A 21,974-nucleotide genomic window follows, 5' to 3' on the forward strand; every position below is an offset into this window, starting at 1 on the left:
TCTTATGGATTGTTATTTAAGTGTAAGGTGTAAGGTAGATGCAACAAATCAAGTTATATCAACAGTTTCAAGCCTTACACTACTCTGAGATTTCTTACACTTTACTGTAAGGTTTTTAAAATAGTTCCATTAGTATCGTAGATTTTATTAGTTGTTTCTTTCACATAGAATCTCTTAGTTTTTTCTTGAACTTTTGACCAGTAAGCCACAGATTTATAACCTAACTTTGATAACTCTTTAGAAAAATTCATTTTATTCATATGATGATAGCCGTTATTTGCACACCATATTTGATATATTTCATATGCTTTATCAGTATTACGCCCTTCTACTACTGGCAATTGTCTATAATCCTTGTCTGTCGCATCTTCTATGAACTGAAGAACTGGATTATTATCAAATTGATACTCCTCTTTTGTCTTTCTAGTAATTTTCGGTTCGATAATCTCGTTATTTTCTAATGTTCTTTTTAAACCTTTTAAAGCTAAATTAAGTAAGGCTGACATATTATGTGGCGTTATCAATTTGTTCAATAACATTGGATCTTTTTTCTGCCCACCTTTGCCGAACTTACGCAGCATAGGAATAATTACCATACGTCTATAAAAACCTTCACTCTTATCATTACTCATTGGTAACTCGTTACTTGCGAAGATGAGTTTTACATATGGCTTAAACTCAAAAGCGTCTTGCCCTTTAAATTCAAGTGTGATGTAGTTTCCTGTTACAATGATTTTGAAATTGCCCGTATCTTTAATACGATTAGGATCTATATCATCAGCTATATTTACTAGCTTTCCTTGTAAATTTGCAGGTTTAAATTTATCGTTTAAGTCATTAAAAGATAATGCTGTAGTATTTTCTGGATTATAGAAATGGTGCAATAATTTAAGTAAAGTAGTTTTGCCATTGCCTCCCGGACTATAGTAAAAGAATGCGACCTGTAAAAAGTTATCACGATATAAACCATAACCAATCATTTCGTAGATTAGTTGTTCTACTTCTTCATCGTCATTTGATATATCTTTAATAAACCGTTCTATTAAATCACTTTGTGCTTGTTCATTAAAATCAACATCAATAATATTGGTTATATAGTATTGAGGACTAAACGCCTTTAATTTTTCTTCAACAATATCGTATATGCCGTTTTTTAATCCTATATAGCGTGCTGAACATTGTTCTTGATAATTATTCATGCATAGAGTTTTTAACTTCTGATATACTTCCTTATTTTGTTGTTCTCGTAATGACGGGATATATTTGATAGTCATTTTACGCACAACATCTATATTAAGTGGCTCGTACTTCTTGCCTGTAAAAACATGGGGGCGATTGTCGATATAGCAACCGTGATATTCTTCATATAAAAATAATGCAAATTCATAAAACTTAAATCTATTCCCATCAAAGAAATCTTTTTCATCAAATATTGTTTTATTTTCCAAATAATCTGGAAATTTTGCCATAAAAAGCCTCCTTATCGATGTTCTCGTTTGTATATAGATTCAAATGTGGCGTTAAACTCTCTAGAACTCATTGGAGGGTTACAATTTTCATTCCACATATAGCAATATGCATATACTAATGGATCTGGCACACGTCTGTTTAGCAATACACCAATTAACGATGTTAACGTTTGGTTTCGGTTACCTGTAGATACACCAAAGGCGATAGACTTCCAAAATTCATTATCTCGACGTTTAGGATATTTGAATTTATTTGATTCATTATATTCGGATTTTAATTCTTTTAACCATTCTTCTAACTTTTGAGTCCCCAAAATTGGGGCGTCATTATATTGATGTAAGAACGGATATTTATCTTTTTGATATACGGGCAACGCCATCGCTCTGCTAGGTTGAAAACTCCCCTCGTCTACCCTATGACCTATCTTGCTTACTAACACTTTTGTATACTTGCGGTAATCATCTGCATTGACACGCTCATTTAATGGCACATACAAGCGTATTCTAGGGCTTTCTGTTTGATGATTAAACGTAGTATGCCAAAACCATGCAACGCCTTTTAAAGTGTCTGTAATTGCATCATGCAGTGGTCTCAAATTGGGTATATCATCATAATCCAACACTAGGACATCACGATAAATCACATTGTCATTGTTACGGTACTTTTTGTATTCTTTACCATCTTCATCAATACCATCTTTTATATCACCATATACAGCTACACCACGTGCATACTTATTAGTATTATTTTGTGGTATTGATAACCTATTAACTAACTCACTCCATTTAGGTTGCGAAAAATTTTTAAAGGAACGAGAATCTAGGTTGTTATACCAAATCACAGATATTTGGGTATCGTGTTCTAGCTTTATTTTGTTCAATTTCTTCACCTCTAGTGATTAACAGGACAGAAAATGATATAATATATAAAGAGTATTTTATTAACTGCTCTGTTAATTTATTAAATTTCTATGCGTTACTTTCGCTTTGGTCGGTTGGAAGTAACGCTTTTATTTTGTCTATTTCGTCTAATGCATTATGTCTATTTATTGCAACATCGCTATTTACGTGTTTAACATCATTTAATAATGATTTTATAACGCTAGATAACACATAATCGTGTTGTATTGCCTCTTTAACTATTTCAACTTGTATACGCTCATTATTGTTTAACAAGGATTCTCGAAATTTTTCATTTTTAGTCATATTATCCTCAACTAAATGCATCAAAGCATGTAATTTCATATTTAGATCCGTGTGTATAACATCATTCACCATTTCATTAATATAATATTGTAATTTTTCCATTTTATTCATTCTCCCATTCAAAATTATTTACTAATCTCTCAGAAACTACTTCACATATAAACTGAAGTTGCTTTTCTCGATTAATTGTTTCAGTCCATTCTTGGTTACCCTCACTTACTGTATGAGTATATTCAGTACGTTTATCATTTATAGCTGATTCTAAAATTTCATGTAATTCTTTGATTATTGCTAATTGTTCCTTATTCATCTTGGTTATCTCCTTTATATTCAAATTAATTTGCTACCGGTATACTTAAAACTTGTATCAAGAACGTAATCGCTAAACCATGTAAGAAATCTATGTTCATTGCATACAATGTGCCAATAGCAGTTGCTAGTATTGAAAGTAAAATATATAACTTCATTTGTTTCACTCCTTATAAATATTTTTTGTGTTTTTTCTGGAGAAATTGCTCAAATTTTTCTACATTCACCAGTGTTAATGTACTACTGATATCTACGTATAAATTATCAATCCCTAAATTATCTCCATCATATGAGATGAGTAATCTCCGGATAGTTGAATAACTACAATTAAATATTTCTCCTAGTAACTTGGGCTTAGCGTATTTTATAGGAAATACTATTTGTCCTTTCTCTAGAGCGATATTTTCCTTAGTTGGTAGATCTTGTAATTTTATTCTTGGCATTTATTACCCTCCTAAACATAGCAAAACATAGATATAAATTAAAAAAATATTTCATCAACAGTAATTTTTGGAAACAATTCTTGTCTTAACATATTTCTAAAATGTAGCATTTCTTTTTGATTAAAATTTACCTGTCCTATTTCTTTCATACGATATGCTTGAACAGATATATCAAATTCTTTAGCCATAGCTTTTTGAGATTTGCCTAACATTTTTCTGTAACCAACAATTTTATTCATTCAATCACCTCGCTTATACATAGTAAAACATAACATTATTTTAAAGTCAACATTTAACATAGAAAAACATAATGTTTTATTATATAATTATCATGAGGTGAAATAATGAATAAAAGTGAGATAGGTAAAAGAATTAAGCAAATTAGATTGAGTTTAGGATCTTCTATGATTAAATTCGGTGAACAAATAGACGAAATTTCACCTGTAAAATCTGGCGTAATATCTAACTGGGAGAATGGCAAACAGATTCCTAATAAAAAACGAATAAGTAAAATAGCAAAATTAGGAAATATATCTATAAATGAATTACTTTATGGTAACCCATCAACATTTTTATTTGACAATTTAAATATTTATGATGAATATGGTTTTGGTAATTTAGCAGACTTAAGTTTTCAAGGTCGAATGTATATTGTTCAAATGTGCATTCAAGAATATTTAAAATTCAAAGCAAAAACCACTGAAAAAAATTTAAAATCATTAAAAAATGATGGAATAAAAGATTACGGTGAGTTACTAAGTTTTTCAAATAATAATTTAGAATTAATTATCCAAAATATGATCTCAATATTTGATAACTCTCTTAAAAGTCTTGAGAATATAGATCCAGAAAAAATCAAAAAAGTAAGTGGCAATAACTTTATATATGAAAAATATCTAAATAATGAAGAAATCACTGTTTCAGAAAAATTGAATAACTTCGGTCGTATTAATGTATTTGAATTAAAAAATTTAATTTATAAACATGAGCATTCTGAAAACTATCCAATAATAAATATACTAAACGATTTAATTAAATATAGCATTTATATATCTAACAACAATCAAATTGATCAAGAAATTATAGATGAGATAGAAAATTTTCTAGCCTCAAATATTAGAGTTGATTTAGAAACTGAACTTTTTAAAAACACATTACTTGAAAACTCTTATTTATCTGATTATATAAAGAATCATCTTGTCGTCGACATGGAGGAATTAGAAAAAGGTTTAAATTCCGTTAATCCCGATAACAACTCACAATAATATTTAAGGAAGTTAATTCACATTTCGCATCATGAATTTGCTTGTAATAAGGAGATGTTCAACATAATCTCTTTTAACACATAACATAGACTTCAAAATACAAATAATTAGGAGGACATTATAAAATTTGGTAAATACAAAATTTGAAATGACAATTCAATAATTAAAGATAGTAATGAATAATTTTGTTCCAATTTAAAACAAAATAAAGACACCGTTACGGACCAAGGACCGGAACGGAAAGGAGAAACTCGAGATATTGTCGGTAAGACTTCTGGTTTTGGTAGTTTATACTTATTTGTTTATTGATAATGCTAATTACAGGATTAGAGAAAGAAGAATAATATAAATAAAGGAGAAATGTAGAATGTACTTCAATGATTGGAAAGTTACTATTAACGGAAAAGGATCACATGATGTTGTGACAAATGAAGATACTTTGTTAATTTTGCAAGATTATCAACATGTTGAAATAGCATTAAAATTAGTAAACGATACCATTCAAGTGAAATCATTAGGCTATGGAGAGGATGTAAGCATTAACCCTATAACAAAAGAAATCACAGTTAATGTAACAAACTTACTAGAAGATGATGAATAATTAAACAAAGGGGAAATGTTAGGTGAAAGAAAACTATTTAAAGATTGATATAATTCCTGACAATACAAACTATTGGCTAATACGGACAAATGGGGGAAGTTGGTACAATGATTTTAAATACAATGATCATGTATCTATAACTAACAACATTGTAGATTTAAACACTTTAAAAGAAATTAATAAGTTAGAAGACTACAAAAAAGTAATAACTTCAAAAAATGATAGTAAGCAGAAAGAGTTAAAACAAGCACTTTTAAACTTATCTGAAAATGAAAGAGAAAAAATATTAGAAAAAAGTAATTTAACCAAAAGAAATATCACTGATTTAAGTAAGCGACTATTTGAATTTATACATGAAATTAAAATAGGTGATTACATAGTTATCCCTAATTACAGATCTTTCGAATTCTCTATTGGGATAGTTATTAGCGATGCAATTGAGTATAACGATAAAGAAATCCAACAACTCAAAACAGATAGTAAGAAGCAAGATTATAAATATTCGAATAACAAACTTCATAGAAAGATAAAATGGTTAAAAGAAACGTCTCGTTACCGCATTGATCCTAAAATATTAAACAAGCTTCAAATGCACCAAACAATAATAAATTTATCTGAATATAAAGAAGCAATTAATTACTTAATAAATCCAATCTATATTCAAAACAATCATTTACACATAAATATAGATATAAAAAGAAAAGAAGATATTTCACCCCAACTTTGGTTTGAATTTAATAACTTAATAAAGTTATACACTGAAAGTACTTCGTTTCAATTTAAATCACAGAAAATAGACGTACAAAGTCCTGGCATAATCGAATTCATTTCATTCATTCCATTTGATTTTATTAAAAAGGCTTATTTCGATAATGAAGAAGCGTTTAGTATTACTAGTTGGATAGCCAATTTCATTCTTTTTTACCAAATATTTAAAGGTAAAGAAATAAAATCTATAAGTGGGATAGAGTTTCAAGAAAAGGTTCCAAATGATATTAAAGAATTAAGAAATGACGCTGAAAGAGAGAAACTAAAGACCGATATTGCAAAATATGAACTTGAAAGAATGCAAATAGAGGCATCACTACGTAAACTTGAACAAAAAAATAATGAGACTAATTCTAATATTTTAGAAGTTCCCGAAAAATTTGAAAGCGAAATTAAAAACGAAGATGAAAGCGTATCCCAAAACGATTCTGATAATAATTAATAACCTCTACTTTGATCAAAGTTATAAAAATTATATAAAATACTAAGAAACTTAAAGTAAAATTCAAATCAAATAACATAGAAATTTTAATTGACAAATTAAGAATCACTATAACAATAACAATGTGAGTCATCACAAATTTTATATAATTCAAGCTTTCACCTGCTTTTTCTTTTATTATAACATTTTTTGACACCTGGTACTAATTTATAAGGAGGGATAACAAATGTGGCATGAGAAATTCACTAACAAACATGGCGAAGTACAATATCGCTATTATGAGAAGTACAAAGACCCTCTCACAAACAAATGGCGGCGTGTTAGCGTGGTTCTTAATAAGAATGGTAAGCAGTCACAAAAAGAGGCTCAAAAGCGCTTAAATGAGCGTATAGAGGCGAAGTTAAATGATAAGACACCGACAACGTTAAAGTCACTAACTTTCCATGTCGCATGTGATGAGTGGTTAGAACATTATAAAAATCATTCTGGTTCAAAGGCTACAACAATCAAAGAAAAGGTAAGCAATTCAAACACAGTTAAAAATGCTATAGATAAAGAAGTGCTGATAAACAACATTACTCATACTTATCTACAAGATATAATTAACAACTGGGCTAGTATACATAGTAAAGGACACGTTCAGTCTCTTGTTATTATCATTCGTTCTGTTTTCAAATATGCGTTTAAATATTACGATCTACAAGATATAAGTGTACTAGATAAAATAGATATTCCTAAAAAGGCTAAAACTAGAGATGAACTACAAGCTAAACGTAATAACTATTTAGAAGATAGTGAAATTAAAGAGTTACTTAGTTGCTTTGATTACCTAATTAAGCACAAAAAACATTCAACAAGAAAGCGTAATTATAAAATGGTCAAAGCTATAGTACAGTTTCAAATTGCTAATGGTATGCGTATCGGTGAGCTACTTGCAATAAAGAGGGAAAATATAAACTATGAAGATAAAACGCTAGATATCGACGGTACAATTAATTGGGTAACTGATAAAGAGACGGGAGCATTCGGAGTAAAAGAGACGACTAAAACAAGTAAAAGCTATAGAACAATCGGACTCACTACCCAAAGTATTAACTTACTTAAAACACTTATTTTGGATAATAAGAAAGAAAACCAGTGGAATGAAGATTTTATTGATAGAGGATATGTATTCACTAATACAGCTGGTAGTCCTATAGACTTAAACAAAGTGAATAGCATTATTAAAGAGGCTACTGAGATTAGTTCAATAAAGAAACGTGTTACAACGCACACATTACGTCACACGCATATATCCACACTTGCACAATTAGGGATTAACTTAAAAGCTATACAAGAGCGTGTAGGACACTCAGACTATAAAACCACACTAGAGATATACACACATGTTACTGATCAAATGGCTAAAGATATGATGGATAAATTGGAAACTATCAATATTGTTTGAAATACGTCTATATCAAAGGCGTATTTTTTAGGTTTAAAAAGCAAAATCGTCATATAATGCCCTTTTTCTGCCCTTTTTCTATATTTAAAAACACAAAAATAACCCCATAAGCCTATGCTTACGGGGTTTTACAATAAACTATATATTATTGTTCTTCTTTAACATATGGTAATAAAGCCATATGACGTGCACGTTTGATAGCAGCTGTCAACATACGTTGATATTTAGCTGAAGTACCAGTTACACGACGTGGTAAAATTTTACCGCGTTCTGAGATAAAACGTTTTAATAATTCAGTGTCTTTATAATCGATATGTGTAATACCATTTGCTGTGAAATAGCATACTTTTTTACGACGACGTCCGCCTCTTCTTGGTCCACCTGCCATGATTAACTGCCTCCTTTTAATTGTATTTTTAAATTAGTTATTTTTTAGAATGGTAAATCATCATCACTAATATCAATAGGTCCGTTCGCATTCGCAAATGGATTATCTGATTGATTTGAATTAGGTTTTGATGAATTGTTGTTATACGAAGTATTTTGTCCTGATTGTTGACCACCGAATCCTTGACCATAGTCTTGGAATTCGTTGTTTTGTGAACGTTGGCCACCGCCATTTTGTGAATTCTTAGGTTCAAGGAATTGAACACTGTCACAAACGACTTCAGTAACAAAAATACGACGACCTTCTTGATTTTCATAACTACGTGACTGTATGCGACCATCAACGCCAGCTAAACTACCTTTAGATAAGTAGTTATTTACATTTTCTGCTTGTCTTCTGAAAACAACACAGTTAATGAAATCTGCTTCGCGTTCCCCTTGAGCATTCGTGAAAGTACGATTAACTGCTAGAGTAAATGTCGCTACACTTACGCCTGAGGGAGTGGTTCTGTATTCTGGATCTTTCGTTAAACGACCTACTAATACAACTCTATTTAACATTTAAACGCCCCCGTCAAATTATTACTTATCTTGGTCTTCACGGATAACGATGTAACGAATGATATCGTCATTGATTTTAGCTAAACGTTGGAATTCGTCAGTAGCTTTGTTGTTATCTGATTTGATACGTACGATGTTATAGAAACCTTCTTTGAAATCATTGATTTCATAAGCTAGGCGACGTTTACCCCAGTCTTTTTCTTCTAAAACTTCTGATCCTTCTGAAGCTAAGATACCGTTAAAGCGTTCAACAACTGCTTTTTTCGCATCTTCTTCAATGTTTGGACGTACGATGTACATAATTTCATATGTTCTCATTGTATATTTGCACCTCCTTGTGGTCTATACGGCTTATCATCATTTTGTGATAAGCAAGGAATAATTTTCATTACTCACAATCAAGAATTATAGCACAGAGTATTACTTTTTACAATCATATTTGAAATTATAATAAACGAAATGACAAACATATAGGCACTATATCCTCTTTTTGATATTCACTCGATATAGTAACTGATTTTAATATAATTTTTTCAACCAATTTTTATAACAATCAATATGAATATACATAATAAAATCATTCTTTATATTGTGTAAGTCGTATCATTGTAAATAAAAATTAATTGTAATAACATCATCATTGCGTTTTCAATTCAATTGCATTTAATTTTTTATAAATAAAGGAGAACTTTTATGTTAAAGAAACTATCTTACTCGATGTTTGCTGCAACAATGTTTACTACAATTTCAGGCATTAATTTATCATATGCAGATGAAAATTCAAATAATACAAACGATACTCAAAGTAAAAAAGGTACAATGGGCTACGGCTATCAACAATATATGAAAAAGCACCCAGAAAAAGCTAAAAACGATACACAAAATCGATCTACTTTTTCAACTAAATCGCGCGCTGCAACAACTAATAGTGGTGAACGTGTACTTGATATTTCCGAATGGCAAGGTAACTTAACCGATGCTCAAGTAAAACAATTGAAGAAAAATTATGATTTTATCATTATTCGTGGACAATATGGTTCTGAATATGTAGATAAATGTTTAGAACACAATTCTGCCTTGTTAGATAAAAACAATATGAAATTCGGTGTTTATTCATATAGTATGTACGAAAATGCTGACGATGCTCGTTATGAAGCGAGAATGTTATACAATCGTGCGCCAAAAGCAGAATTTTATATCAACGACTATGAACAACAAACGGTTACTTCTGGCGATGCGAACACTGCTACAGTAGCATGGGCTGATCAAATGAAAAAACTAGCTGGTAATAAGAAAGTATTATTCTATTCATACGAAAACTTTATGGTTAATAATGTGGCTAATGCAGTGAGTTCATATGACGGTTATTGGTTAGCTTCATATCAGGCTCAAGAGCCAACTCGAGAAAAAGTGTTATGGCAATATACAGATAGTTTCTATTCATCAGAACTAAATCAAAATGTAGATGCTAACTATGTTGATTCAAATGTAAGCACAAACTGGTTTACATCATAAATGTGTAAAAACACTTCACAAATACGAACGTTTGTTCTATAATGGGTGTGAGGTGTTTAACATGAACTTAAATTTAGATTGGAATAAAGACTTTCAAGAATTTCAAGATATTTTAAATTGTGGTTTGCACCCTGAATGGTTATACAATGCCAAAGCTAATATGATTTTAGTACCTGCTTATACTGGTGAAGGCAAACAATTTTTTAGAACTACAGATATTCTTAAAGCAAGTGAGGTTATTCCTTTCTTTTAATATAATAATGTTGTATTTAAGCAATGTAGTCTTGTCACTTAGTAACTCCGACCATGTACTACATTGCTTTTTCTATCTTAATCTGCAATTTCTCCCATAAAAAAACTACCCTAGTTACTCTAGAGTAGTTAAAATCTAATCAATTTTTGATAATCTTTATTATAATTAAACATTAAATCTGAAATGAACAATATCTCCATCTTGCATGATGTAATCTTTACCTTCTAAACGTTGTCTACCTGCTTCTTTAGCACCATTTTCGCCACCATGTTCAACATAATCACTATAACTTGTAACCTCAGCACGGATAAAGCCACGTTCAAAGTCTGTGTGGATAATTCCAGCACATTGTGGCGCTGTCATACCTTGTACGAATGTCCAAGCACGTACCTCTTGTACACCAGCAGTGAAATATGTTGATAAACCTAACAAGTCATATGTGGTACGAATTAAGCGATCTAAACCTGGTTCTTCAATTCCCAAGTCTTCTAAGAACATCTCTTTATCTTCATCGTCTAATGTTGCAATTTCTTCTTCAATTTTTGCACTGATGACAATAACTTCAGAGTCTTCTTGAGCAGCATAGTCACGAATTGCTTTCACTTTATCGTTTTCTTCATCACCAATTTCGTCTTCACCAACATTAGCAATATATAACATTTTTTTAGATGTTAATAATTGTGCTTGGTTAACCCATTTTTGATCTTCATCATTAAATTCGATACTACGTACTGGTTTACCTTCTTCTAATGTTTCTTTAATTTTAGATAAAATACGTAGTTCCATTTCAGCAGTTTTATCTTTTTGACGAGCCATTTTTTCAATCTTAGGTAAACGTTTTTCTACTGATTCTAAATCGGCTAATACTAATTCCATATTGATAACTTCAATATCGTCTAGAGGATTAACTCGACCAGACACATGCGTCACATTTTCATCGTCAAATGCACGGACAACTTGGCAAATAGCATCAACTTCTCGAATATGTGATAAGAATTTATTACCTAAACCTTCACCTTTTGATGCACCTTTAACAATACCTGCAATATCAGTAAATTCGAATGTTGTTGGAATCGTCTTTTTTGGTTGAACCATTTCTTCTAGTTTTAACAAACGTGAATCCGGTACTTCTACGATTCCTACGTTTGGATCGATTGTTGCGAATGGGTAGTTAGCTGCTAAAGCCCCCGCTTTAGTAATTGCATTAAAAAGTGTAGACTTCCCTACGTTTGGTAAACCTACAATACCTGCTGTTAAAGCCATTAATCATTCTCCTAACTTTCTGTATCTTCATTGGATACTAAAATTTTCTTTAATTTTTTATTAAACGTCTGACGTGGAATCATAATACTACGTTGACAATTTTCACATTTAATCCTAATGTCAGCGCCCATTCTTATGATTTTAAAACGATTTGTTCCACATGCATGTTGTTTTTTCATTTCTACTATATCATTTATTCCGTAATTTGACGTCATGAAATTACCTCCAATGATAATTAGCCACGTTTTTGCTCGTCATATGGAGCAAAAATGGGTTTAGGCATTTTAATATTTTCTCTAACAAATAATCGCTGTACTTCTTTTCTAATAATTCTACCACCAGCTGCACCTTCTCCAGGTATTGTTTCTGCAGAGATTCTGATAGTCACCTTATTATTATCAATAGAATCAATACCTTCTACAACAGGGTCACTCACAAATAAGTAGTATTTACTTCTAAGTGATGTGAATAATTTATTCAATTCTTTCTCAACATGATCTAAATTCTCTTCTATTGAGACTGGTATCGCAACAATCGAAGTTCCGTTAGTAATTGAGAAGTTAGTAATTTCACCCATACTACCGTTTGGAAGAATCGTTAATTCCCCTGAGATAGTATTAATACGTGTTGATCTAAGTCCAATTGATTTAACTGTTCCTTCAGCAACCGTCGTACCACCGCTATTGATTTTAACATAGTCGCCTACATCAAATTGATTTTCAAATATGATAAAGAAGCCAGTAATGATATCTTTAACAATTGTTTGTGCACCGAAACCTACGGCTAAACCAACTACGCCGGCACTCGCTATAATGCCTTCTACACTAATTCCAAATTTACTTAAGATGGTTGTGATAACGATAAACCAGACAATATACTTAACTACATTTTGTACAAGTGAAATTAATGTTTTTGAACGTTTTTTATTACCTTTTCTGCTCTTATTTTGAATTTTGAATGCTTGTTCAATCACTTTGTTTAAAATACTTATTACTATAATTGCTGCAATTATATAAATCAAAATCATGATAATCTTAATAGCCAACGTTTCGTACGTTTCAACTTTTGTAAGTGGCTCTATTAAGGAAGAAAGGATATGTTTGACTTGATTCATTATGCATTTACCTCCTCACTTTAAACTTTTCATAATTAAATCATTATAACTTAAAACCACTTATATTAAATCAGTCTTCAGATTTAAAAACTGATTAATATAGCAAACAACGCTTATTTTCAATATATTTCTATATGCCTTCTACACTTACATCTCATAATTTTGATTCAGTTTTTTTATTAATGACTTAAATTCTTCTTCTGATTTGAATTCAAAAGCAATTTTACCAATATTTTTATGTGTTGATATATCAACTTTAGAACCATATTGTTCTTTAAGTTGTCTTTCTTGCTTTTGAATAAATTTGGGTTTATTTAAAGTTTGTTCATTAACCGAAGTCTTTGGAGCATTTTTTTCTAAATAATCATTGATATAGCTCTCTAAATATCTTACACTCCACGATTCTTTCACAGCTTTTTTCGCTATTGATTTCATTTTCTGTGGAGATTTTAGACCTAGTAATGTGCGACCATGTGCACCTGAAAGCTCACCATCACGTACCATTTTAGCAACGTCTGATGGTAATTTTAATAAACGCAACATATTAGCAATATAAGGACGTGATTTAGAAAGTCTTTCTGCAACCTCTTGTTGTGTTATATTCAAATCTTCCATTAGCTTTTTATAGCTTTCTGCTTCTTCTATAGCATTCAAATCTTCACGTTGTAAATTCTCTATAATGGCTAATTCCATCATATCTTCATCAGACAATTCTTTGATGATTGCAGGAATTTCGGTTAAACCTGCTTTTTTGGATGCTCTAAAGCGTCGCTCTCCTACAACAATATAGTAACCTTGAACAGTTTTTCTTACTACAATCGGTTGCAAAATGCCATGTTGTTTAATTGATTGTGCCAAGTCATTTAGTCTATATTCATCAAATGTTTTTCTCGGTTGATAAGGATTTGCTTTAATTAAGTCTAACGAAACGGAATGTACTTGTTCATCTTTGTTTAATTGCAATCTTTGATCTTCTCGATGAGCCATTTTTTCACATCTTTCTCTATAAATTAATACCGTGATATTAATATAATTTGTATCTCTATTTTATTTTAAAAATTTGCCCCTTTTTTCACAAGTAGAAATCACAAGTTACGACAATTTCTTCAAAAAATTTTATTTTAAAATAACGCTATGATATCAACGATTCTATAAATCTGAATTGCAAGTTTAATCTAAATTTTCAGAAAAATTGTTGACAAATGATTCTTCTATCTGTAAGCTATGTATTAACAATTACAAAACGAAACATTTTACACACTGTAAAAAGGAAAGTAAAACTTACACTGCTTATACAGAGAATCTTCGTAGCTGAGAGAAGATATTGTAAGAAAGTTTGAAAATGGCCTTGGAGTGTTGATGCCAATATGAGGTGTCAACGGGTTCGCCCGTTATAGCGATACAGTATTAACATTTTGTTAAATGGCGTACTGGAATTAAAGACGCACATTTTATCGTTAATACTCATTTCTTCAATTTCTGAATGAATGAGTTTTTTTATGAACGATAATTTTGTGATTTCTTCATTTTATCAGTGCCTTTTACCAAAATGGTGTACTGATAGAGGTTACTTTAGTAATAAAGTAACAAACAAAGGTGGTACCACGAAATCAAAGCTTTCGTCCTTTACATCCGAAAGAATCGGGTTTAAAGGACGGAAGCTTTTTTTAATTTTAAGGAGGGTCTAGTAATGAAGGATACAGAATTAGCACAAATTTCTTTGACTAAAGATCATACAGGAGCTATTGCCAATCCAATATATTTATCAACTGCATATCAACATCCTCAACTAGGTCAGTCAACAGGTTATGACTATACAAGAACGAAGAATCCAACAAGGACAGCTTTTGAAGAATCATTCGCCAAACTAGAGAAAGGTGTAGCATCATTTGCAACTTCAAGTGGCATGGCTGCAATTCAACTTGTATGTAACCTTTTTAAACCTGGTGATGAAGTATTAGTTGCATTTGATTTATATGGTGGCACATTTAGACTATTTGATTTTTACGAACAGCAATACGGAGTGAAATTTAAGTACGTAGATTTCCTAAACTATGAAGAAGTTGAAAATCAAATTACATCACAAACAAAAGCACTGTTCATTGAACCCATTTCTAATCCGCAAATGATTGATATCGATGTGACACCTTATTACGTGCTCAGTAAAAAACATGATTTATTAACTATCATTGATAACACCTTTTTAACACCTTATCTTTCAACACCATTAGAAGAAGGTGCCGATATTGTTTTACATTCGGCTACAAAATATATCGGTGGTCATAATGATGTGCTAGCAGGTGTTGTTACAGTAAAAGACGACAAGTTAGCTGAACAATTGGGACAATTCCACAATATGATAGGCGCTACGCTATCACCGTTGGATAGCTATTTACTACAAAGAGGGCTAAAAACTTTGCATTTACGAATCGATCGTTCACAAGAAAATGCGCAAAAATTAGCAGTTAAATGCCAAGATTTAGAAGCAATTGATGAGGTTTTATATAGCGGTAGAACTGGCATGTTAAGTTTACGACTCAACAAGGCATATAGTGTTCCTAAATTTTTTGGAAAATTTAGAAACTTGTATATTTGCTGAGAGTTTAGGTGGTACAGAAACGTTTATTACATTTCCTTACACACAGACTCATGTGGATATGCCCGATGAAGAGAAAGATAAACGAGGTATCGATGAGTTTTTAATTCGCTTATCAATAGGAATCGAAAACTATTCTGATATTGAAGCAGACATTATTCAAGCATTAACGCATTCAAAAGTACGAGTGATTTCATGAATTTATCAATAGATACTGAAGTAATTTTCGATGAACGTCGAGGAAAGGATTATATCTCAGCCAATCCACCTTTTTATGATTCATCAACATTTCATCAAAACCAACTTGGTGGTAGTCCACTTTACGATTATGCACGTAGTGGTAATCCAAACAGAACAATTTTAGAAGAAAAATTAGCTCATCTAGAAAAAGGTAAATATGGTTTTGCATTTGCATCAGGAATTGCAGCTATTTCTGCAGTTTTACTTACATTGAAATCTGGCGATCATGTCATATTACCTGATGATGTTTATGGAGGCACATTCCGATTAACTGAAGATATTTTAAAAAGATTCAACATTGAATTTACAACTGTAGATGCGACTCAAGCAGAAAATATTAAAAATGCAATTCAATCTAATACGAAATTAATATATGTAGAGACACCTTCTAATCCGTGTTTTAAAGTGACAGATATTCAAGCAGTTGCAAGGATTGCCCAAGCTAACCAATTGTTATTAGCTGTAGATAATACTTTTATGACACCTTTAGGACAATCACCTTTAGCACTTGGTGCAGATATTGTTATTCACAGTGCCACTAAATTTTTAGGTGGGCATAGTGACCTACTAGCAGGTGCAGTTATTACAAATCGTGAAGATGTGGCAGATGCATTATATCTAATTCAAAACGGCACTGGTAACGCCCTATCTACCTATGATAGCTGGGCATTAGCTAAACATCTTAAGACTTTCCCTATTAGATTCAAACAATCTGTAGCGAATGCTGAAAAGCTTGTTTCATTCTTAAGTCAAAGAGATGAAATCGCAGAAGTGTATTACCCAGGAAATAACAAAACACACCTTAAACAAGCTAAAACAGGTGGTGCTGTCATTGGTTTCAGACTAAAAGATGAGACAAAGGCACAAGCGTTTGTAGATGCGTTAACTATTCCGTTGGTTTCAGTAAGTTTAGGTGGTGTAGAGACAATTTTATCTCATCCGGCAACGATGTCACATGCAGCGATACCAGAAGACATTAGAAATGCACGTGGTATTACCTTTGGATTATTCCGATTAAGTGTGGGATTAGAAAATCCAGACGAACTTATTGCAGACATCAACTACGCTTTAAAGGAGGCATTTAATGAGTCAATTCCTGAACAAATTACAGAACAACGTTTTAGTAGCTGATGGCGCAATTGGAACCATTTTTTATTCAGAAGGCTTAGATACATGCCCAGAAGCTTATAACTTAACTCACCCGGAAAAGGTCGAACATATTCATCGTTCATATATTGAAGCTGGTGCTGATGTTATACAAACAAATACGTACGGTGCCAATTTTGAAAAGTTAAAAGCCTTTGGTCTAGAACATAAAGTCAAAGAAATTCATAAAGCAGCTGTTCAAATTGCTAAAAAAGCTGCCAATGAAGATACTTTTATTTTAGGAACAGTTGGCGGCTTTAGAGGTGTAAAACAAGATGACCTAAGTCTTTCCTCCATCCAATATCATACTGAACATCAAATAGATACTTTAGTTGATGAAGGTGTAGATGCTTTATTGTTTGAAACCTATTATGACTTAGAAGAATTAAAAGGTATCGTCATTTCAACTAAAAGGAAACATCACATTCCAATAATCGCTCAGTTAACCGCTTCTAACACAAATTATCTTGTAGACGGTACACCAATCAATGATGCATTAAAACAATTAGTTGAATGTGGAGCAGATATTGTAGGACTTAATTGCCATCATGGCCCACATCATATGCAACGCTCATTTTCACATATCGAGTTACCAGATAAAGCATTTCTATCCTGTTATCCGAATGCAAGTTTGTTAGATATTGAAAATAGCGAATTCAAATATAGTGATAACGCACAATATTTTGGTGATGTGGCACAAGAGTTAATCAATGAAGGTGTCAGACTGATTGGTGGTTGTTGTGGTACTACACCTGAACATATTCGATACATTAAAACATCTGTAAAGAATTTAAGACCTGTTACCCATAAAAACGTCATACCAATTAATAAAAAAGTAAATCGCAAAAAAGACTTAAATTTCAAACAATCACTGACTTCCAAAGTCAAACAAGGTCCTACTGTCATTGTAGAACTAGATACACCTAAACATTTAGATACCGATCAGTTCTTCAACAATATTGGCAAGCTTGATGACGCAGATATTGATGCAGTGACATTAGCAGATAATTCCTTAGCAACTGTTCGCGTAAGTAACATTGCTGCAGCAAGTATTATCAAACAACGATTTAATATTGAACCCCTCGTTCATATTACCTGTCGTGATAGAAATCTCATAGGTCTACAATCTCACCTATTAGGTCTCTCACTCATTGGTGTTAATGAAATTTTAGCCATTACAGGTGACCCATCAAAAGTAGGTCATTTGCCTGGCGCAACCAATGTTTATGATGTTAATTCTAAAGGATTAACCGAAATCGCACTTCGCTTTAATCAAGGTATCAACACAGACGGTGATGCGCTGAAGAAACATACGAACTTTAACATCGCTGGTGCATTTGATCCAAATGTAAGAAAACTCGATGGAGCAGTCAAACGTCTTGAGAAGAAAGTAGCAAGTGGCATGAGTTATTTCATCACTCAACCTGTATATAGTAAAGAAAAAATTAAACAAGTGTATGAAGCGACAAAGCACTTAAACACACCTTTCTTCATAGGTATTATGCCCATCGCAAGTTATAACAATGCACTATTTTTACACAATGAAGTACCTGGCATCAAAATGTCAGAAGACGTACTTAATCAATTCAAAGCAGTTAAAGATGATAAAGAAAAAACTAAAGAACTTAGTCTTAGACTTTCAAAGGAACTCATCGATACGGTGCATGAATACTTTAATGGATTATACATTATTACACCTTTCCAAAAAGTCGATTATTCACTAGAACTTGCAGCGTATTCAAAATCTATTACCACTCATAAGGAGGCAATATTATGACAACAATTAAAACTTCAAACTTAGGATTCCCAAGATTAGGTAGAAAAAGAGAATGGAAAAAGGCTATCGAGAGCTATTGGGCTCAAAAAATTGATAAAAATGAACTAGATCAAACACTTACTGACTTACACAAAGAAAACCTATTACTACAAAAGAATTATAATCTAGACAGCGTTCCTGTAGGTGACTTCTCTTTATACGACCATATCTTAGATACATCACTACTATTCAATATTATTCCTGAACGTTTCCAAGGACGAGAAGTGAATGATGACTTGTTATTTGATATTGCACGTGGTAATAAACAACACGTCGCAAGTGCATTAATCAAATGGTTTAATACAAATTATCACTATATCGTGCCAGAATGGGATAATGTAGAACCTAAACTAAATCGTAATGTGTTATTAGACCGCTTTAAATATGCACAATCTATTAATGTCAATGCACACCCAGTCATTGTAGGCCCAATTACCTTTGTTAAATTATCAAAAGGTGGTAGCCAATCTTTCGAAGAAAAAGTAAAAACATTATTGCCATTATATAAAGAAGTATTACAATCACTTGTTGATGCAGGTGCAGAATATATTCAAATTGACGAGCCTGTATTAGTTACTGATGAAAGTGAAAGTTATGAAAATATTACTAAAGAAGCTTATGAAGAATTAACTAATACAGGATTAGGCAAACATTTAGTGATTCAAACTTATTTCGAACGTGTGAATCTTAAATTCTTAAGCTCATTACCAGTCGGCGGCTTAGGATTAGACTTCGTTCATGATCATGGATACAACTTAGAGCAAGTTAAAGCTGGTGATTTTGATTCAAGTAAAACATTATACGCAGGTATTATCGATGGACGTAATGTGTGGGCTGCTGATATTGAAGCTAAAAAGTCATTGATTGAAACATTACAACAATATGCTCAAAATATTGTCATTCAACCTTCGTCATCTTTACTACACGTGCCTGTATCATTAGATGATGAAACGTTAGATGAATCTATCGCTGAAGGTTTAAGCTTTGCCACTGAAAAATTAGACGAATTAGATGCTTTACGTCGTCTTTTCAATGATAACGATAGTGCGAAATATGACGACTTAAAATCTCGCTATGAGCGATTCCAAAGTCAATCATTCAAAAACTTAGACTATGATTTTGATAGTGTCCGTACACAACGTCAATCACCATTCTCTGAGCGCAAACAAGCACAATACCAAAGATTAAATTTACCGGATTTACCAACGACAACGATTGGCTCATTCCCTCAAACTAGAGAAGTTAGAAAATATCGTGCAGATTGGAAGAACCAACGTATTTCTGATGAAGCTTATAAAGAATTCTTAGAAAACGAAATTGCACGTTGGATTAAAATTCAAGAAGAAATTGGACTTGATGTGCTCGTACACGGTGAATTCGAACGAAATGACATGGTTGAATTCTTTGGAGAAAAACTACAAGGATTCCTAGTTACTAAGTTTGGTTGGGTTCAATCATATGGTTCTCGTGCTGTTAAACCACCAGTTATATACGGTGATGTTAAATGGACTGAACCATTAACAGTTAAGGAAACTGTCTACGCACAAAGTTTAACTGACAAACCAGTTAAAGGTATGCTAACTGGTCCAGTCACAATTCTTAACTGGTCATTTGAACGCGTTGATATTCCACGTACAACTGTACAAGATCAAATCGCGTTAGCAATTAATGCAGAAGTACTAGCATTAGAAGAAAATGGTATTAAAGTCATTCAAGTAGATGAGCCAGCACTTCGTGAAGGTTTACCATTACGTTCTGAGTACCATGAACAATATCTAAAAGATGCAGTGCATTCATTTAAACTAGCAACATCATCAGTCAAAGATGAAACACAAATTCATACGCATATGTGTTATTCTCAATTTGGTCAAATCATCCATGCGATTCACGATTTAGATGCAGATGTTATTTCAATTGAAACATCTCGTAGCCATGGTGACTTGATTAAAGACTTTGAAGATATTAACTATGACTTAGGTATTGGATTAGGGGTATATGATATCCATAGCCCTCGTATCCCTACAGAAGATGAAATTACTACTGCAATTAATCGTTCTTTACAACAAATTGATCGTTCATTATTCTGGGTAAATCCAGACTGCGGATTAAAAACTCGTAAAGAAGATGAAGTTAAAGAAGCATTAACTGTATTAGTTAACGCTGTTAGAAAGAAACGTGAAGAAAATAATGCTACAACAGCATAAAATAAATTGAGGATGATGCTTATGTCAAACTATCCTTTATGGGATCAATTAAATCAGTTAAAAGAGTCTAAATGGGTCGATTTAACACACACTTTCGACCCTGATATTCCAAGATTCAGTGATTTTGAAAAAGGCGAAGTTTCTACGTTATTCACAGTTCAAGAACATGGTTTTTATGTTCAACGATGGAATATCGTCACACAATATGGTACGCATATCGATGCCCCTATTCATTTCGTTGAAAATCAGAGATACCTTGAAGAATTAGATTTAAAGGAATTAGTATTACCACTGATTGTTTTAGACTTTTCACAAGAAGTCGCTCAAAACGCTGACTTTATTGTTACACGTGAACATTTAGAACAGTGGGAATCTAATAATGGAACTATCGAACCTGGCACATTTGTAGCTTTACGTACGGATTGGTCAAAACGTTGGCCGGACATTGAATCATTTGAAAACAAAGACGCTGAAGGTCAACAACACCTACCTGGTTGGGGATTAGATGCATTAAAGTTTTTAATTGAAGAACGTCATATCAAATCTATCGGTCATGAAACATTTGATACTGACGCATCTGTAGACATTGCAAAAAATGGTGATATCGTTGGTGAACGTTATGTCTTAGGCCAAGATACATTCCAAGTCGAACTGTTAACGAACCTAGATCAACTACCTACCCGAGGTGCGGTTATCTATGCGATAAGTCCTAAGCCTAAAGATGCCCCTGGTTTCCCAGTTCGAGCATTTGCAATTAAACCTTAATTTATTAAAAGGACATATGCATAGTGTTGATATTGAAATAAATACAACATGACTTAATCATCTTAATATAGACGAAAACTCTCTAATATATAAATAACTGCAACGGCAGCAACTTGTTTTGAATTACAAGCTTGCCGTTGCAGTTTTTATTTCTCATTTTCTTT

General features: G+C 32.2%; 24 protein-coding genes, 1 pseudogene and 1 other annotated feature. Of the genes and pseudogenes, 11 read left to right on the top strand and 14 right to left on the bottom strand.

Annotated features, from left to right (window positions below):
* Window positions 1-101: 101 nt before the first annotated feature.
* From P7F85_RS11750 to P7F85_RS11780, 7 genes are all read right to left on the bottom strand, one after another.
* Entirely contained in the window at window positions 102-1,469 is a 1,368-nt protein-coding gene (locus P7F85_RS11750; protein WP_002467121.1) for a DNA primase family protein, read from the bottom strand.
* An 11-nt stretch (window positions 1,470-1,480) separates the two neighbouring features.
* Window positions 1,481-2,350: a primase alpha helix C-terminal domain-containing protein gene (locus P7F85_RS11755; protein WP_002467116.1), complete on the bottom strand. Its 870-nt coding sequence runs from the start codon at window positions 2,348-2,350 to the stop codon at window positions 1,481-1,483.
* 88 nt (window positions 2,351-2,438) lie between these two features.
* A complete protein-coding gene (locus tag P7F85_RS11760) occupies window positions 2,439-2,777 on the bottom strand; it encodes a hypothetical protein (RefSeq protein WP_002467122.1) in 339 nt (112 codons plus the stop codon).
* A gap of 1 nt (window position 2,778) precedes the next feature.
* On the bottom strand, window positions 2,779-2,985 hold the full coding sequence (locus tag P7F85_RS11765) for a TscA family type II toxin-antitoxin system antitoxin (RefSeq protein WP_002467105.1): 207 nt from the start codon (window positions 2,983-2,985) through the stop codon (window positions 2,779-2,781).
* 25 nt (window positions 2,986-3,010) lie between these two features.
* Window positions 3,011-3,142: a hypothetical protein gene (locus P7F85_RS11770; RefSeq protein ID WP_002467113.1), complete on the bottom strand. Its 132-nt coding sequence runs from the start codon at window positions 3,140-3,142 to the stop codon at window positions 3,011-3,013.
* Window positions 3,143-3,154: 12 nt separating this feature from the next.
* Entirely contained in the window at window positions 3,155-3,427 is a 273-nt protein-coding gene (locus tag P7F85_RS11775; protein WP_046464477.1) for a hypothetical protein, read from the bottom strand.
* 38 nt (window positions 3,428-3,465) lie between these two features.
* Complete coding sequence (locus P7F85_RS11780; protein ID WP_002467106.1) at window positions 3,466-3,666, bottom strand: hypothetical protein; 201 nt, start codon at window positions 3,664-3,666, stop codon at window positions 3,466-3,468.
* A gap of 105 nt (window positions 3,667-3,771) precedes the next feature.
* Here P7F85_RS11780 and P7F85_RS11785 point away from each other — a divergent pair, with 105 nt between their 5' ends.
* The 4 genes from P7F85_RS11785 to P7F85_RS11800 all read left to right on the top strand — a co-directional run bounded on the left by P7F85_RS11785 (window position 3,772) and on the right by P7F85_RS11800 (window position 7,950).
* Window positions 3,772-4,692: a helix-turn-helix domain-containing protein gene (locus P7F85_RS11785; RefSeq protein ID WP_050969315.1), complete on the top strand. Its 921-nt coding sequence runs from the start codon at window positions 3,772-3,774 to the stop codon at window positions 4,690-4,692.
* Window positions 4,693-5,059: 367 nt separating this feature from the next.
* On the top strand, window positions 5,060-5,293 hold the full coding sequence (locus tag P7F85_RS11790) for a hypothetical protein (RefSeq protein WP_002466547.1): 234 nt from the start codon (window positions 5,060-5,062) through the stop codon (window positions 5,291-5,293).
* Window positions 5,294-5,315: 22 nt separating this feature from the next.
* Entirely contained in the window at window positions 5,316-6,503 is a 1,188-nt protein-coding gene (locus P7F85_RS11795; protein WP_002466544.1) for a hypothetical protein, read from the top strand.
* Window positions 6,504-6,729: 226 nt separating this feature from the next.
* Window positions 6,730-7,950, top strand: coding sequence for a tyrosine-type recombinase/integrase (locus P7F85_RS11800; RefSeq protein ID WP_002466541.1), 1,221 nt, complete (start codon window positions 6,730-6,732; stop codon window positions 7,948-7,950).
* A gap of 145 nt (window positions 7,951-8,095) precedes the next feature.
* Here P7F85_RS11800 and rpsR read toward each other — a convergent pair whose 3' ends face one another.
* The 3 genes from rpsR to rpsF are packed head-to-tail and all read right to left on the bottom strand — an operon-like array spanning window position 8,096 to window position 9,216.
* Window positions 8,096-8,338: a 30S ribosomal protein S18 gene (gene rpsR, locus P7F85_RS11805; protein WP_002451519.1), complete on the bottom strand. Its 243-nt coding sequence runs from the start codon at window positions 8,336-8,338 to the stop codon at window positions 8,096-8,098.
* 44 nt (window positions 8,339-8,382) lie between these two features.
* Entirely contained in the window at window positions 8,383-8,898 is a 516-nt protein-coding gene (gene ssb, locus P7F85_RS11810; RefSeq protein WP_002466536.1) for a single-stranded DNA-binding protein, read from the bottom strand.
* 21 nt (window positions 8,899-8,919) lie between these two features.
* Window positions 8,920-9,216 (bottom strand): 30S ribosomal protein S6, encoded by a 297-nt coding sequence (gene rpsF, locus P7F85_RS11815; protein ID WP_002451521.1) that lies wholly within the window; start codon window positions 9,214-9,216, stop codon window positions 8,920-8,922.
* Window positions 9,217-9,591: 375 nt separating this feature from the next.
* On the opposite strand from rpsF, the gene P7F85_RS11820 reads away from it, so the two are divergent.
* Together P7F85_RS11820 and P7F85_RS11825 are read left to right on the top strand one after the other, a co-directional pair.
* Window positions 9,592-10,413: a GH25 family lysozyme gene (locus P7F85_RS11820; RefSeq protein WP_002466546.1), complete on the top strand. Its 822-nt coding sequence runs from the start codon at window positions 9,592-9,594 to the stop codon at window positions 10,411-10,413.
* A gap of 61 nt (window positions 10,414-10,474) precedes the next feature.
* The gene (locus P7F85_RS11825; RefSeq protein ID WP_002451523.1) at window positions 10,475-10,666 is read left to right on the top strand and encodes a hypothetical protein; all 192 of its coding nucleotides are present in this window, start codon (window positions 10,475-10,477) and stop codon (window positions 10,664-10,666) included.
* A 165-nt stretch (window positions 10,667-10,831) separates the two neighbouring features.
* Here the strand turns inward: P7F85_RS11825 and ychF are convergent, their stop codons facing one another.
* From ychF to P7F85_RS11845, 4 genes are all read right to left on the bottom strand, one after another.
* A complete protein-coding gene (gene ychF, locus P7F85_RS11830) occupies window positions 10,832-11,929 on the bottom strand; it encodes a redox-regulated ATPase YchF (RefSeq protein ID WP_002451524.1) in 1,098 nt (365 codons plus the stop codon).
* 11 nt (window positions 11,930-11,940) lie between these two features.
* Window positions 11,941-12,144, bottom strand: a complete 204-nt coding sequence (locus P7F85_RS11835; RefSeq protein ID WP_002451525.1) for a DUF951 domain-containing protein — start codon at window positions 12,142-12,144, stop codon at window positions 11,941-11,943.
* 20 nt (window positions 12,145-12,164) lie between these two features.
* Entirely contained in the window at window positions 12,165-13,043 is an 879-nt protein-coding gene (locus P7F85_RS11840; RefSeq protein ID WP_002466537.1) for a mechanosensitive ion channel family protein, read from the bottom strand.
* Window positions 13,044-13,190: 147 nt separating this feature from the next.
* Window positions 13,191-14,030, bottom strand: a complete 840-nt coding sequence (locus tag P7F85_RS11845; protein ID WP_002466534.1) for a ParB/RepB/Spo0J family partition protein — start codon at window positions 14,028-14,030, stop codon at window positions 13,191-13,193.
* A 266-nt stretch (window positions 14,031-14,296) separates the two neighbouring features.
* Window positions 14,297-14,673, top strand: a binding site (T-box leader).
* A 60-nt stretch (window positions 14,674-14,733) separates the two neighbouring features.
* On the opposite strand from P7F85_RS11845, the pseudogene P7F85_RS11850 reads away from it, so the two are divergent.
* The 5 genes and pseudogenes from P7F85_RS11850 (at window position 14,734) to P7F85_RS11870 (ending at window position 21,810) form a co-directional block, all read left to right on the top strand.
* Window positions 14,734-15,838, top strand: a pseudogene (locus P7F85_RS11850) (PLP-dependent transferase).
* Window positions 15,835-17,010: a cystathionine beta-lyase MetC gene (gene metC / locus P7F85_RS11855; RefSeq protein WP_046464476.1), complete on the top strand. Its 1,176-nt coding sequence runs from the start codon at window positions 15,835-15,837 to the stop codon at window positions 17,008-17,010. The pseudogene P7F85_RS11850 and the gene metC overlap by 4 nt, the downstream one beginning before the upstream one ends.
* On the top strand, window positions 16,964-18,802 hold the full coding sequence (locus tag P7F85_RS11860) for a bifunctional homocysteine S-methyltransferase/methylenetetrahydrofolate reductase (protein WP_002466543.1): 1,839 nt from the start codon (window positions 16,964-16,966) through the stop codon (window positions 18,800-18,802). The genes metC and P7F85_RS11860 overlap by 47 nt, the downstream gene beginning before the upstream one ends.
* Window positions 18,799-21,045, top strand: a complete 2,247-nt coding sequence (gene metE / locus P7F85_RS11865; RefSeq protein WP_002466545.1) for a 5-methyltetrahydropteroyltriglutamate--homocysteine S-methyltransferase — start codon at window positions 18,799-18,801, stop codon at window positions 21,043-21,045. The genes P7F85_RS11860 and metE overlap by 4 nt, the downstream gene beginning before the upstream one ends.
* Window positions 21,046-21,066: 21 nt before the next feature.
* Window positions 21,067-21,810 carry a cyclase family protein gene (locus P7F85_RS11870; RefSeq protein ID WP_002466542.1) on the top strand — a complete coding sequence of 248 codons (744 nt, stop codon included), beginning with the start codon at window positions 21,067-21,069 and terminating at the stop codon, window positions 21,808-21,810.
* Window positions 21,811-21,974: the final 164 nt, after the last annotated feature.

The organism is Staphylococcus sp. aM (assembly GCF_052975125.1).

Excerpts from the sequence above, each read along its gene's own strand:
- P7F85_RS11785 (WP_050969315.1), top strand. The coding sequence starts at position 3,772 with ATGAATAAAAGTGAGATAGGTAAAAGAATTAAGCAAATTAGATTGAGT.
- P7F85_RS11800 (WP_002466541.1), top strand. The coding sequence starts at position 6,730 with ATGTGGCATGAGAAATTCACTAACAAACATGGCGAAGTACAATATCGC.
- metC (WP_046464476.1), top strand. The coding sequence starts at position 15,835 with ATGAATTTATCAATAGATACTGAAGTAATTTTCGATGAACGTCGAGGA.
- P7F85_RS11770 (WP_002467113.1), bottom strand. The coding sequence starts at position 3,142 with ATGAAGTTATATATTTTACTTTCAATACTAGCAACTGCTATTGGCACA.
- ychF (WP_002451524.1), bottom strand. The coding sequence starts at position 11,929 with ATGGCTTTAACAGCAGGTATTGTAGGTTTACCAAACGTAGGGAAGTCT.
- P7F85_RS11835 (WP_002451525.1), bottom strand. The coding sequence starts at position 12,144 with ATGACGTCAAATTACGGAATAAATGATATAGTAGAAATGAAAAAACAA.
- rpsR (WP_002451519.1), bottom strand. The coding sequence starts at position 8,338 with ATGGCAGGTGGACCAAGAAGAGGCGGACGTCGTCGTAAAAAAGTATGC.
- P7F85_RS11845 (WP_002466534.1), bottom strand. The coding sequence starts at position 14,030 with ATGGCTCATCGAGAAGATCAAAGATTGCAATTAAACAAAGATGAACAA.
- rpsF (WP_002451521.1), bottom strand. The coding sequence starts at position 9,216 with ATGAGAACATATGAAATTATGTACATCGTACGTCCAAACATTGAAGAA.
- P7F85_RS11760 (WP_002467122.1), bottom strand. The coding sequence starts at position 2,777 with ATGGAAAAATTACAATATTATATTAATGAAATGGTGAATGATGTTATA.
- P7F85_RS11860 (WP_002466543.1), top strand. The coding sequence starts at position 16,964 with ATGAGTCAATTCCTGAACAAATTACAGAACAACGTTTTAGTAGCTGAT.
- P7F85_RS11820 (WP_002466546.1), top strand. The coding sequence starts at position 9,592 with ATGTTAAAGAAACTATCTTACTCGATGTTTGCTGCAACAATGTTTACT.
- P7F85_RS11840 (WP_002466537.1), bottom strand. The coding sequence starts at position 13,043 with ATGAATCAAGTCAAACATATCCTTTCTTCCTTAATAGAGCCACTTACA.
- ssb (WP_002466536.1), bottom strand. The coding sequence starts at position 8,898 with ATGTTAAATAGAGTTGTATTAGTAGGTCGTTTAACGAAAGATCCAGAA.
- P7F85_RS11775 (WP_046464477.1), bottom strand. The coding sequence starts at position 3,427 with ATGCCAAGAATAAAATTACAAGATCTACCAACTAAGGAAAATATCGCT.
- P7F85_RS11790 (WP_002466547.1), top strand. The coding sequence starts at position 5,060 with ATGTACTTCAATGATTGGAAAGTTACTATTAACGGAAAAGGATCACAT.
- P7F85_RS11765 (WP_002467105.1), bottom strand. The coding sequence starts at position 2,985 with ATGAATAAGGAACAATTAGCAATAATCAAAGAATTACATGAAATTTTA.
- metE (WP_002466545.1), top strand. The coding sequence starts at position 18,799 with ATGACAACAATTAAAACTTCAAACTTAGGATTCCCAAGATTAGGTAGA.
- P7F85_RS11780 (WP_002467106.1), bottom strand. The coding sequence starts at position 3,666 with ATGAATAAAATTGTTGGTTACAGAAAAATGTTAGGCAAATCTCAAAAA.
- P7F85_RS11825 (WP_002451523.1), top strand. The coding sequence starts at position 10,475 with ATGAACTTAAATTTAGATTGGAATAAAGACTTTCAAGAATTTCAAGAT.
- P7F85_RS11870 (WP_002466542.1), top strand. The coding sequence starts at position 21,067 with ATGTCAAACTATCCTTTATGGGATCAATTAAATCAGTTAAAAGAGTCT.
- P7F85_RS11750 (WP_002467121.1), bottom strand. The coding sequence starts at position 1,469 with ATGGCAAAATTTCCAGATTATTTGGAAAATAAAACAATATTTGATGAA.